Raw genomic sequence first — 11907 nt, forward strand, 5'->3', positions numbered from 1 at the left:
CGGCAGGTCAGCCCGCCGTCGGTGCCCGCAGTTCACGCGGGCCACCGGCGGTGGCGTCGGCGACCAGCTGGGCGAACCAGGCCAGGCCCGGGATCAGCAGCACCCAGCCGAGCAGCGCCCACCCCAGATGGAAGTGCTGCAGCGCCCGGCCGAGCGCGGCCACGCCCTCCGCCCGCTCCCGGCCGTCGGCCGACTCGTAGGTGATCCGCCGCAGTCCGGCCGGGTGTTCCTCCGCCGGGCGGACGGTGAGTGCCACCGGCGAGCGGGCGATGATCCACCGGCCGACGCCGCTGCACACCCCGCAGGTCTGGGCGACGTGGATCTCGGCCGGAGCGGTCCCCGCCCACGGGCGCAGCCGGGGCAGCCAGCTGCGCACCCCGGCGGTGTACTCGGCCCAACCGGGCCCGTACCGCCGCTCGAGCTCGGCGCCCTCGTGCCAGGCGGCAAGCCCGGCGCTGTAGGCGAGGCTCACCCCGGCGGCCGCCAGCAGCCAGGCGCTGCCGGTGAACGCCGCGAGCACCAGGTGACACAGCACCAGCGAGAGCTGGATCGGATTGCGCACGTACGCGTACGGGCCGCTGGTGACCAGCCGGTGCGGCGGGTCGTACGGCAGCGGGGTGCCGCCGCCGCGCACCACGAACTCCCGTACGGCGGCGACCCCGAGCAGCATCGGCACGGCCAGCACCTGGAGGCCGGTGCTGAGCGCGGTGCCGTGCGGGAGCCGGGCCCCGGCGGCCGCCATGGGCAGGGCGAGCATCAGCACGGCGGCGATCAGCACCTGCCCGGCGGCGCGCAGTCGGAGCCGTTCGCCGCGGGCGGTCCAGCGGGCCAGCAGCAGCCCGGGCAGCAGGCAGAGCGCGATGGCCACCGACTCGCCGGTCAGCCACTGCCCGTCGAGCCGGACCACCGGATCGAGCAGTGGCATCGCGGCCAGGTCCAGCCAGCCGAGCAGGGCGGCGGTGAGCGGCCACGGCAGCCGGTCGGCGGCCAGCGGAGGCAGGACGCCCCAGAGCAGTACCCAGCCGAGCAGCAGATCGACGGGCATCCCGGCGACGGTGCCGCCCTCGGCCCGGAAGCTCCACCAACCGACCTGTACGGCCAGCAGGTTGACGGCGGGCAGCAGGGCGAGCTGCCAGGCCCCGCCGACGATCGCGGCCGCGATGCCGGCCCGGCTCGGCCGTCGGACGGCGGCTGCCGGCACGACCGCGAGCAGCGGCACGAACAGGCAGGCCGCGCGGATCAGGGCCGGAGCGCTGTCGACCGTGGCGGCTGCGGTGGTCATGACCCGGGCGTGAAGGTGTCGGCGAGGTAGTTGGCGGCCTGCTCCATGCCGTAGTTCTGGATCGGGCCGAAGTACCAGCCGGGGTCGAAGGTGCGCTGGTAGCCGAGTTGCCAGGTGACCTGGGTGCCGCCGTCGGCGGTGGGCTGCCAACGGACCTCGGAGGTCCGGAAGTTCAGCCAGCGGGCGGTGGTGGAGTCCTGCTCGACCCGGAACAGCACCCGGCCCTGGTCGTGCTCGGCGATCCGCAGCGTCATGGACCGGGGCGTGGGAGTGGCACCGATGCCCAGGGACTTGCGCGGGTTGAAGGTGATCAGGCGTCCGTCGCCGACCGCCAGGCCGCTGCCGGTGACCTGCTGCGGCCGGGGGAACGGGACCTTGAGGAACACCGGGCGGGGTGTGCCGAAGACGGGCGGAGCGGCCAGCGCGGCGGCGAACTGATCGGGTGTCACGGACAGCGTGCGGGTGACCGTCACCGTGCTGTCGCGCTCCACCGTGCCGTCGACGCCCTGGAGGACGGCCAGCCCGAGCAGCGGGGCCAGCGCGAAGGCGTTCAGCCGCTGCCGTCCGCCGGGCTCCTTCGCCGGGCGGCGCGAACGGTCGACGGCCCGGCCGATGCAGGCCGCCACCAGGTAGAACAGCGGCGCGGCGATCAGCAGGCAGATGATGCCTTCGTTGAGCAGCGGACCGGCCAGCGCCAGCCCGATGGTGACCGAGGCCATCGCGGTGCCGGTGGCGCTCTTCGGCCGGGCACTCAGCGCCACGGTGATCGCGATGACCGCGGGCAGGCCGACGTAGAAGAGCGCGGTCTGCTCCAGACCGCCCGCATGCAGCACCTTGTAGCCGAGCATCGCGAGGAAGAGCGCGGCCAGCACGATCGCCAGCCGGCGGCGGGCCGAGTGCTGGGCCGTCCGCTCCGGCTCGCCGTAGGCCGGTATGTCCTCTTTGTCGTTGCTGTTCTGATCCTCGGTCATGCCCCACCCCTTGATCGGCCGGTTTAATCACCTGATTAAACCGTATGATGAACGAATCCAGTGACGGGGGGCAAGAGCATGGCGGCGACTGCGGACAGCGGAGCCCAGACCAGGGAGCGGCTGATCGAGGCCGCGACGCGGGTCCTGCGGACCCACGGGTACGCGGGGTCCAGCGCGCGGGTGATCGCGAAGGAGGCGGGCGTCAACTCGGCCCTGGTCTTCTACCACTTCGGCGGTGTGGACCCGCTGCTGCTGACCGCCTTCGACCGGGTCTCCGAGGACCGGATGGCCCGGCACGTGGCGACCGTCGCGGAGGTCCGCACCCTGGAGGAGCTCGCCGCCGCCGCCGAACGGATCTACCGCGACGACCTCGACGGTGGGCACCTCACGATGTTCGCCGAGCTGGTCGGTGCCGCCGTCGCCCGGCCCGAGCTGCGGGCCGCCGTCTCCGAACGCGCCGAGCCCTGGCTGAAGTTCGTCGAGACCACGCTCGACCGGGTGATCGGCGGCACACCGCTGGCCAGGCTCACCCCGCCCCGGGACCTCGCCAACGCGGCGATCACCTTCTACCTCGGCGTCAACCTCTTCACGGTGCTGGACGCCGACCGGAGCCGCACCGAGTCCCTGTTCGCGATGGCCCGGCGGCTCGCCCCGCGCGCCAGGCTGCTCACCATGCGGCTGCCCGGCCGCCGCCGCCCCACCACACCGGCTCAGCTGGAGGCCGGACCGGCCGAGGGCTGACGGACGGTCAGGAGTACCGTTCCGACGGTGGAGGACGACGTGCGGCCCTGGGAGGTGGCAGCGCCGCTGGTACGCGCGGCGCAGCGCGGCGACGCCCTGGCCATGGACGACCTGCTGAAGCTGATCACCCCGTACGTCACCCGACTGTGCGCGTCGATCGCCCCGGCCGACACCGCCGACGCCGTACAGGAGTCGCTGCTCGCCGTCTTCCGCGGCCTGCGCGGCCTGCGGGACCCGGTGGCCTGCTACGGCTGGGTGCGGGCGGTGACCGTACGGGAAGCGGTCCGGGTGGCCCGGCGGACGGGCGCGGAGACACCGGCCGACCCCGAACAGATCACCCGGCTGCGGGACCTGCTGCCCGCCACCGGCACCGAGCTGACCGCCGAGGTGCGGGACCTGCTGGCCCGGCTGCCCGTCCAGCACCGCACCGTTCTGGTGCTGCGCGAACTCGAGGGGCTGGACGAGCGCACCATGGCCGAGCTGCTCGACATACCCGAGGGCACCGTGAAGTCACGGCTGAGCAGGGCCCGTTCCTCCTTCCGGAAGGCGTGGACGCGGTGAACGGACCGGATCGGATCGCCCGGCTGCAGGTCCTGGCGGCCGGGCTGCGCGCCCCGCTGTACGCCGAGCTGCGGCTCGAGCTGCCCTTCGACCGGGTCTGGGCGGTGGTCGCCGACCTGGAGGGCGAGCTGCCCCACTTGATCTCCTTCGTCCGGGAGTTCCGGGTGCCGGCCGGGGACAGCGAGCTCAAACAGGCCGAGGCCGTGGACGTCCTCGGCCTCCGGGGACCTTTCGAGGTGCGGCTCAGGCCCGGCTGGTGCCTGATGCAGTCCCGGCTGGTGACCATGGGCATGGCCGCCGAGCCCGACGGCGGCGGCACCCGGCTCGCGGTCTGCGGCGCGCTCCGGCCGGCCGCCCTCGGGCCGGTGCAGCGCGGGTACCGACGCCTGATCGGCGAGCGCCGGGCCCGCGCCTTCTTTCGCGAGGTGGAACGCCGGGCCCGGCTGCGCTGACCCTCCGTCAGCCTGTCCTGGCGATCAGCTTCCAGAGCGCCTCGGCCACCTGGGCCGGGCACTCCTCGGGCAGATGGCCACCGACGCCGGGCAGCACCGAGACGGTCAGGTCCTCGGCGTTCGGCTCCGCGCCGAGCAGCAGGGCCGGCGGGATCACCGGATCGTGCTCGCCGCCCAGCACGACGGTGGGGACGGCCAGCCGGCGGCGGCGGTGCGTCCCCCGGAAGCCCGCCGGGATGTCCCGCAGCACGTACTGCCAGAACAGCGACTGCCCGGCCCGGGCCGACTGCCGGGTCGCCTCGGTGAACTCGGTGAGCTCCGCCGCCGACCAGCAGCCCGGGTCGGGGGCTGCCCGGCGCAGCAGGTGGCGGGTGAAGGCGGGCCAGTGCCGCAGCACCAGCCGCCCGACCACCGGGTACTCGATGAACGCGGTGAACCACATCCGCCAGAGGTTCGGCAGCACCTGACGGTGTGCCGTCCAGGGGTGAGCCATGTTCAGCGCCAGGAACGCCCGGAACCGCTCCGGGGCCTGCTGGCAGACCCGGAATCCCACCGCGGCGCCCCAGCTGTGCCCGACCAGCGTTACCCGGTCCAGGCCGAGCGCGTCCAGCAGTGCGAGCACGTCCGCACCGAGGGAGTCGGTGTCGTACCCCCGCTCGGTCTGCTCGGACCAGCCGAAGCCGCGCAGGTCCACACAGATCAGCCGGTGGTCGGAGGCGAGCAGCGGCGCCAGCCGCCGCCAGGCGTACCAGTGCTGCGGGAAGCCGTGCAGCAGCAGTACGGGCTCGCCGCTGCCGAGCTCGGCGAGGTGGAGGCGGGCGCCCCTGACCTCCACCCAGCGGTGCTCCGCACCTTCCAGGTCGGGCATCGGACGGTTGCTGATGGTCATGTGGTCTCCTTCGGCGGGATGCGGTCGTCCTGTCAGGAGGCGCGCGATCCGGCGGAGGTTCCCGGGAGTTTCGACGTCGAGGCCGTTCGATCACGGAGCGATCTCGGGCGGGACGCAACTGTGCAGCTCGGCGATTGCGAAGCGGCTCTGACGGGACGTCATCCGAGGTGCCGCTGATAGACAGACCGGGCGACCGGGCACGAGGCCGGGAGCGACTCCCCGGTCCACCCTGGTCGAGAGGCCATGCCCATGTCTTCGCGGACGGGGCGCAGCTCTGCGCGCCTTGCCGTCACCGCTCTGGTGACCCTGTTCTTCGCCGGATACCTGGCCGCCTACCTGCTGCCGACCGTGGTCGGCCGGCTGGTGACCGGCTTCGGCCTGACCACCCCTCAGGCCGGGGCGGTGGGCAGTGCCCTGCTGCTCACCTCGGCCGGGACCGGTCTGCTGCTGCCCCGGCTCGGTGCCGGGCATCCGCTGCCGTTCGCCGCGCTGGCCTGCTGGGCGGTGCCGGCCTGGCTGACGGCGGGTCGGCTGAGGCTGGTTCGGGAGTCAGCCTCGGCCAGGACCAGGACGGCGCTGCCCCGGAAGTCGGCGGGCCTGGTACTGGCGGGCGGCATGATGCTCTGGTCGATGGCGCAGAACGCCCTCTGGGGTGTCAGCGGCCAGATCGGGCTGAGCCGGGTCGGGCTCTCCGAGCAGGCGATGGGCCTGGTCTTCGCGTTGGCGCTGGGCGGCGGGCTGCTGGCCGTGGTCGCGGTGCCGCTGGTACTGGTCGCCCGGCAGCGGCTGGCCACCAGGGTGGTCATCCCGGCCCAGCGCGCTGCCCCCGCGGACCTGGCTCTCAGCCCCCGCTGACCGCGAGCAGCGCGGACAGCAGCCGCCCGAGGTCGGCGCCCCGCGGCAGGTCGCTGACCTGGCCGTCCCCGACCTCGACCACCCGCCAGGCCCCGCCGTCCGCCGCCTGTGCCAGGTCGGTGGTGACGAACCGACAGCCCAGCTCCCTGACCAGCTGCCCGATCCCGTCGAGCTCGGGCCGGACGACCGCGTCGGGGCAGTCCGGGTGCGGCCCGACCAGGACGGGATCGCCGTCCAGCCACCAGATCCGCGCCTCCAGCACCTGCCCACCCTCGTCCCGCTGGAACTCCTCGAACCGCCGCAGCACCACCCCGCCGGTCAGGAAGTCCTCCTGGAGTTCCACGAACCGCCCCACCACCCGCGCCAGCCCGTCCGGATCGCCCAGGTCGGGCACGTAACAGGCCTCCGCCCACTCGTGTTTGCGCGACTTCACGTAGTCCTTGACGATCGCCGGCCCGTGCCCGCCCAGCTGCCGGGCCGCCTCGGCGAGCTGCTCCGGGGTCGGTCCGGTCAGTCCGGGCACCCAGACGCTCTCCGGGGTGGACCCCGCGAAGACCGGGTACCAGCCGGGCAGTTCATGGGCGTCCGCGTACGAGGCCGGTGAGGTCAGCAGCGGCCGCCCGCGCTCGGCGAGCGCCTCGGACAGCGCCGCGTACGCCGGGACCGGCACCATCCAGCCCCGGTACCAGAGTGGTCCGCCGCCCGCCGGGACCCGGCGGACCGCCTCCCGGACGTCCCCGGCGAGCAACGCGTCGTGGTCGAGCAGGACGAACCCGCCGCCCAACTCCTCCACCCGGCGGGCCTCCCGGAGGTAGTGCGGGTCGGGGCGGCCGGGAGTCAGCGGGTCGGCAGGCAGCATGATCACCGGCTCAGGGTAGAACCTGGCCGCCGGAATTGCAGTGGTCCGACGCGACGGCGTTCTGCCAGGGTGACCAGATGCGAACCCCACGACGTGCGGCCAGAACCGCGGTAATTGAGCCTGGCGGCGCGGTCTTCCTGCTGCGTTCCGACAACAGCGAGGTCGGTGTCCACTGGAACATGCCGGGCGGTGGCATCGAGGACGGCGAGTCCCCGACCACCGGGGCCCGGCGGGAGCTGTGGGAGGAGACCGGCTGGACCGACCTCGAACCGGGCCCGCTGCTCTGCACCTGGGAGCACGACTTCACCCGGCAAGGCATCCCGGTCCGGCAGTCCGAGCACATCTACCTCGGCCGGGGCCCGCTACGCGACCCGGTCGGGGACGTCAGTGCGATGCACCTCGCCGACGGGATTCTGGACTGGCGCTGGTGGACGCCCGAGGACCTGGCCGACCCGCAGGCCGACCCGTTCTGGCCGCCGAAGCTCCCCGAGCTGCTGGCCGCCGTCCGGGACGACTGGCTGGCCGGGCGGGAGACGGTGACCCCGGTCCACTTCGGCTACGTGCCCAACCAGCCGCTTCGCTGACGCGGTCCGGCTCGGTGGAGGTGATGTGCCGTCACCTCCACCGGCGGGGTCACTACGGGGCGACGAAGCCCTGAAGGTCCTTCAGCACCGCGTTGGCCGCCATCACGCCGAGACCGAGGAACCAGGTCTCGTCCGCGACCGGCCGGGCCTGGCCCGACCTGACCGCACCCAGGGTCTTCCAGAGCGCACCGCCGAGCACCGCGTCCTGGCTGGTCGCGCTCGGCGAGCCGTACACGCCGTAGAAGATCCAGTCGGCGCCGGCCTTGTCGATCTGCTCGGCGCTGACCTCCACCGCCAGCTCCTTGACCTGCTCGATCGTCGGCTGCGGCAGCGGGATGTCGGCCAGCACGGTGCCGATGAAGGAGAGCTCCGCGTACAGCCGGATCTTGCCCGGCATGAAGCGCAGCGGTGTGATGGTCGGCAGCTTCCCGCCGGTCTTCGAGCCCACCTTGGCGCCGATCTCCTTGGCTGCCACCTGATACGCCGCCAGCTGGGACTCGGCCTCCGCCTGCAGGCCGAACGGTGCGGCGTTGAGGACGAAGTTCTCCTTCCACGGGTACCCCGGGCGGATCGAGAACACCGTCGGCGCGATCTTCGACAGCGCCGCGTACTGGTCCTGCGCGCGCAGCTGGCTGCCGAGGATCAGGTCGGGCTTGAGGGCGGCGATCGCCTCCAGGTTGAGGCTGGAGATGGTGCCGACACTGGCGGGGGTGCCGCCCTGGCCCTTGAGGTAGCCGGGCATGGTCTTCGAACCGTCGGTGTACGCGACACCGACCGGCTGGATGCCGAGCGCCACCACGTTGTCCAGCTCGCCGGTGTCCAGCACCACCACCCGGACCGGCCTCTTCGGGATCTCGGTGCTGCCCATCGCGTGCTTGACGGTGCGTGGGAAGACCCCGGCCGCCGCGTCCGTGCCGAAGCCCTTCATCTTCTCGATCACGGTGGCGTAGTCGTCGCCGCCCTGGGTGACCGACTTCTGGTTCACGCCCGCCCCGGCCGACGGGCTCGCCGCCGCACTGCTGCCGCCCGAGCCACCGCAGGCGGTGAGCAGCCCGCCGAGCCCGACCACGGCACCGCCGGTCAGTCCGACGGCGAGGAAGCTGCGCCGGGAGGAACGGGAAGGGGTCCGGTCGGCGGGGGAGGGGGCCACGCGGTGCTCCTTGTACGAATCTGGATTAGGTAAGGCAAACCTATCCGATCGAACGAAAGGAACGGTTCCCGAGGCGAAAAAGCCCATGCCGACGTCCGACACCGGCCGCTACGCTGGGCGTCATGAAGCAGCAGCCGTGCCTGAACTGGTGGCCGTCCTAGGACGGCCACCCTTTCCCGCGCGACCCAGGGCCGTCCGACCGGACGGCCCTGTTGCGTTCCCTCAGGGCACCCCGGCGGACGACCCGACCCACCGTCAGCCACCGAGGAGCACCTGATGCAGATCGAGACCGTCCAGCAGCACCCCGACCGGTACCGCGTCCTGACCGGCGACCGCCCCACCGGCCCGCTCCACCTCGGCCACTACTTCGGCACCCTGCACAACCGCGTCCGACTCCAGCGGATGGGCGTCGAACTCCTGCTGGTGGTCGCCGACTACCAGACCCTCACCGACCGGGACCGGGCCGACCGCCCGGCCGAGCACGCGGAGAACCTGGTCCTCGACTACCTCGCCGCCGGGATCGACCCGGAGCGGACCACGATCTTCAAGCACAGCTCCGTCCCGGCGCTCAACCAACTGCTGCTCCCCTTCCTCAGCCTGGTCAGCGTCGCCGAACTCGGCCGCAACCCCACGGTCAAGGACGAGATCGCGCACTCCAGCCAGGCCACCGTCAGCGGGCTGATGTTCACCTACCCCGTCCACCAGGCCGCCGACATCCTGTTCTGCAAGGCCAACCTGGTCCCGGTCGGCCGCGACCAGCTTCCGCACCTGGAGACCACCCGCACCATCGCCCGCCGGTTCAACGAGCGCTACGCCACCTCGCTGTTCCCCGAACCGCAGCCGCTGCTCTCCGAGGCACCGCTGCTCCCCGGCACCGACGGCGGCAAGATGAGCAAGAGCCGGGGCAACGCGATCGCCCTCGGCGCGACCGAGGACGAGACGGCCCGGCTGATCAAGGGCGCCACCACCGACGCCGACCGGCACATCACGTACGACCCGGAGCGACGGCCGGGAGTCTCCGGCCTGGTCCAGCTCGCCGCGCTCTGCGAGGGTCGCGACCCGGCCGAACTCGCCGCCGAGATCGGGCACGGCGGCGCAGGCGCACTCAAACGCCGGGTCACCGAGACGGTCAACGAGTACCTCCGCCCGCTCCGCGCCCACCGGACCGAACTCGCCGCCGACCGCGCCCTGCTCCGGGCCGTGCTGGCGGCCGGAGCCGAACGGGCCAACGCCGTCGCGGAAGCCACCCTGGGCGAGGTCAGGTCCGCGATGGGCATGGGGTAGGACTGTGGCAGGCGCGCGGACCCGCGTCGCGCGCCCGCCTCTGCTCCCGCCCCCTCGGAAGGAACTGACGATGTCCCAGCAGACCTGGACGACCGCGCCGCGCCGCGCCCGACGGCTGGTGCCGGGCGACCGGGTGGCCCTGGTCGCCACCAGTGGCGCCATCGACCTGGACCAACTCACCGCAGGCACCGCGATCCTGCGCTCCTGGGGGCTGGACGTCGTCCTCGGCGACCACCTGACGGACCGCCACCTCGGCTACCTGGCCGGCACCGACGCCGACCGCGCCGCCGACTTCCAGCGCGCCTGGCTCGATCCCACCATCGCCGCCGTCATCTGCGCCCGGGGCGGCTACGGCGTCCAGCGGATGGTCGACCTGCTCGACTGGGACGCGCTGCGGGCCGCCCCGCCCAAGGCCCTGGTCGGCTTCAGCGACATCACCGTGCTGCACGAGACCGTCGCCCAACGCCTCGGCGTCCCCACCCTGTACGGCCCGATGGGCACCGGTGCCACCTTCATCGCCGACCCGCCCACCGCGGACCACCTGCGCCGTACCCTCTTCACCCCGGCCTCGACCCTGGTCGTCGGTGGCCGGGGTGCTTCCGGTGCCTCCGGTGCCTCGGGTGCCGAGCCGCTCGTCTCCGGCACCGCCCACGGCGTCACCGCCGGCGGCTGCGCCAGCCTGCTCGCCGCGGAACGCGGCACCACCACCGCCCGCCCCTCCTTCGCCGGCACGATCCTGCTGCTGGAGGACGTCGGCGAGCACCCCTACCGACTCGACCGCATCCTCACCCAGCTGATCCGCTCCGGCGCCCTGGACGGCGTCGCCGGGTTCGCGCTCGGCTCCTGGGAGGACTGCGGACCGCTCGACCAGGTCCGCGCAGTGCTGTCCGACCGGCTCGCCCCGCTCGGCGTCCCGGTCGCCTGGGAGCTCGGCTTCGGCCACTGCCCCTCCACCCTGACGGTGCCGCTAGGCCTGCCCGCCACCCTGGACGCCGACGCCGGGACGCTCACCTTCGATGTGCCGGTTCTCACCGGGGAACTCGCTGAGTAGGGTGCGGCCCATGCATGAGGAAGCCCGAGCGGCACGCACCAGTGACCCTTCCGCTGCCACCGACCCCGCCTCACTTGTCGAACTGGCGGCCCGGCTACTGAACGGGCGCACGGTCCACAAAGGGCGCTCCCTCCTCGGCCTGACCGGCCCGCCCGGCGCGGGCAAGTCCACCCTGGCCCGGTACCTGGTCACCGAGCTCAACCGCGCCGAGGGCCCAGGCACCGCCGCGTACCTACCGCTGGACGGCTTCCACCTCTCCAACACCCAACTCGACCGCCTGGGCCTGCGCACCCGAAAGGGCTCACCCGCGAGCTTCGACTCCCTCGGCTACCTCGCGCTGCTGCGCCGGGTCACGGTGGAACGGTTCAACGACATCTACGCCCCCGGCTTCGACCGCCACCTGGACGAGCCGGTCGCCGGCCGCCACGTGATTCAGCCGCACACCCGCCTGGTCATCACCGAAGGCAACTACCTTGCCAACGACGACCTCCCCTGGAGCGCAGCCCGGGCCTTGCTGCACGAGCTCTGGTACCTCCAGACCGAGGACGCCGTGCGGGACGAACGGTTGATGCGACGTCACGTGGCCGGCGGGCGGAGCCCGGAGGCCGCCCGGGACTGGATCACCGGCAACGACAGCCCGAACGGCGAGTACGTGAAGCTGGGCACGGCGGCCTGTACGAGGGTGGTCCGAGCTGGCGGTTTGCAGCAGAACGGCGACGGGGGTAGTGTTTCCTAGTCGCTCGGCAGGGAGCACCGGACACGCATCGGCGCGGACGGTCCCGGGGTGGCCAATCCTCTGAACACATCTTCTGATCGAGCTGATTCGTGCGTTTTTGCGGGTCGGGTCTATTTGTCGTGTGCGTTTATATGGATTGCGGCTGGATTCGCTTTGTGAAGCGGGGATCGGCTAAGGTTTGAAACGTCAGACAGGCCGTCAGGTCGGTTGCGGCACAAGCTTCTTGAGGCTCTGGAAGCGCGGAACGGCTGGTCAGGGAAACCTGGTAGAGTCGGAAGCGCCGAAAGGCCGAAGGAAAGAGCGAGTCGGTGAGTGAAACTCCGGAAAACGGAGCGGAAAACATCTGATAAGCTCGGAACACGAAAGAACGAAGCGCCCGGAGGGTCCGCCTGATAAGCGGCTCGAAGGAAGTGTCCGTTCCTTGAGAACTCAACAGCGTGCCAAAAGTCAACGCCAGATATGTTGACATCCCCGGCCTATCCGTTTGGATGG

Annotated in this window: 14 protein-coding genes; 8 read left to right on the forward strand and 6 right to left on the reverse strand. The window is 72.3% G+C overall.

Translation table 11 applies throughout. From position 1 onward, the window contains the following. Positions 1–7: 7 nt before the first annotated feature. Complete coding sequence (locus ASC99_RS29725; protein ID WP_057237777.1) at positions 8–1282, reverse strand: isoprenylcysteine carboxylmethyltransferase family protein; 1275 nt, start codon at positions 1280–1282, stop codon at positions 8–10. Beyond that, positions 1279–2253, reverse strand: coding sequence for a hypothetical protein (locus ASC99_RS29730; protein ID WP_057237779.1), 975 nt, complete (start codon positions 2251–2253; stop codon positions 1279–1281). The genes ASC99_RS29725 and ASC99_RS29730 overlap by 4 nt, the downstream gene beginning before the upstream one ends. A 78-nt stretch (positions 2254–2331) precedes the next feature. Between ASC99_RS29730 and ASC99_RS29735 the strand changes: the two genes are divergently transcribed. The 3 genes from ASC99_RS29735 (at position 2332) to ASC99_RS29745 (ending at position 4007) form a co-directional block, all read left to right on the forward strand. After that, positions 2332–2994, forward strand: a complete 663-nt coding sequence (locus tag ASC99_RS29735) for a TetR/AcrR family transcriptional regulator (protein ID WP_057237781.1) — start codon at positions 2332–2334, stop codon at positions 2992–2994. A 102-nt stretch (positions 2995–3096) separates the two neighbouring features. Next, entirely contained in the window at positions 3097–3555 is a 459-nt protein-coding gene (locus ASC99_RS29740) for an RNA polymerase sigma factor (protein ID WP_082598746.1), read from the forward strand. Then, positions 3552–4007 (forward strand): hypothetical protein, encoded by a 456-nt coding sequence (locus tag ASC99_RS29745; protein WP_157531833.1) that lies wholly within the window; start codon positions 3552–3554, stop codon positions 4005–4007. Before ASC99_RS29740 ends, ASC99_RS29745 begins: the two co-directional genes overlap by 4 nt. A gap of 7 nt (positions 4008–4014) precedes the next feature. Here the strand turns inward: ASC99_RS29745 and ASC99_RS29750 are convergent, their stop codons facing one another. Continuing rightward, entirely contained in the window at positions 4015–4896 is an 882-nt protein-coding gene (locus ASC99_RS29750) for an alpha/beta fold hydrolase (protein WP_057237784.1), read from the reverse strand. A gap of 249 nt (positions 4897–5145) precedes the next feature. Between ASC99_RS29750 and ASC99_RS29755 the strand changes: the two genes are divergently transcribed. Beyond that, positions 5146–5751 (forward strand): hypothetical protein, encoded by a 606-nt coding sequence (locus ASC99_RS29755; RefSeq protein ID WP_157531834.1) that lies wholly within the window; start codon positions 5146–5148, stop codon positions 5749–5751. Here ASC99_RS29755 and ASC99_RS29760 read toward each other — a convergent pair. After that, positions 5738–6610 carry an ATP-grasp domain-containing protein gene (locus ASC99_RS29760; protein ID WP_057237788.1) on the reverse strand — a complete coding sequence of 291 codons (873 nt, stop codon included), beginning with the start codon at positions 6608–6610 and terminating at the stop codon, positions 5738–5740. The two genes, ASC99_RS29755 and ASC99_RS29760, sit on opposite strands and share 14 nt — an antisense overlap. A 77-nt stretch (positions 6611–6687) precedes the next feature. Here ASC99_RS29760 and ASC99_RS29765 point away from each other — a divergent pair, with 77 nt between their 5' ends. Further along, positions 6688–7194 (forward strand): NUDIX hydrolase, encoded by a 507-nt coding sequence (locus ASC99_RS29765; RefSeq protein WP_057237790.1) that lies wholly within the window; start codon positions 6688–6690, stop codon positions 7192–7194. Between the two features lie 52 nt (positions 7195–7246). Here ASC99_RS29765 and ASC99_RS29770 read toward each other — a convergent pair whose 3' ends face one another. Beyond that, a complete protein-coding gene (locus tag ASC99_RS29770; protein WP_057237791.1) occupies positions 7247–8344 on the reverse strand; it encodes an ABC transporter substrate-binding protein in 1098 nt (365 codons plus the stop codon). A gap of 276 nt (positions 8345–8620) precedes the next feature. On the opposite strand from ASC99_RS29770, the gene trpS reads away from it, so the two are divergent. From trpS to ASC99_RS29785, 3 genes are all read left to right on the forward strand, one after another. Then, on the forward strand, positions 8621–9628 hold the full coding sequence (trpS, locus tag ASC99_RS29775) for a tryptophan--tRNA ligase (protein ID WP_057237794.1): 1008 nt from the start codon (positions 8621–8623) through the stop codon (positions 9626–9628). Positions 9629–9698: 70 nt separating this feature from the next. Next, complete coding sequence (locus ASC99_RS29780; RefSeq protein ID WP_057237796.1) at positions 9699–10679, forward strand: LD-carboxypeptidase; 981 nt, start codon at positions 9699–9701, stop codon at positions 10677–10679. A 10-nt stretch (positions 10680–10689) separates the two neighbouring features. Then, positions 10690–11415, forward strand: coding sequence for a nucleoside/nucleotide kinase family protein (locus ASC99_RS29785; RefSeq protein WP_082598737.1), 726 nt, complete (start codon positions 10690–10692; stop codon positions 11413–11415). Between the two features lie 127 nt (positions 11416–11542). Here ASC99_RS29785 and ASC99_RS41415 read toward each other — a convergent pair. Further along, the coding region (locus ASC99_RS41415) for a hypothetical protein (protein ID WP_235583174.1) at positions 11543–11907 on the reverse strand (365 nt) is incomplete at its 5' end.

This window comes from Kitasatospora sp. Root107, assembly GCF_001424875.1.
Classification (GTDB): domain Bacteria; phylum Actinomycetota; class Actinomycetes; order Streptomycetales; family Streptomycetaceae; genus Kitasatospora.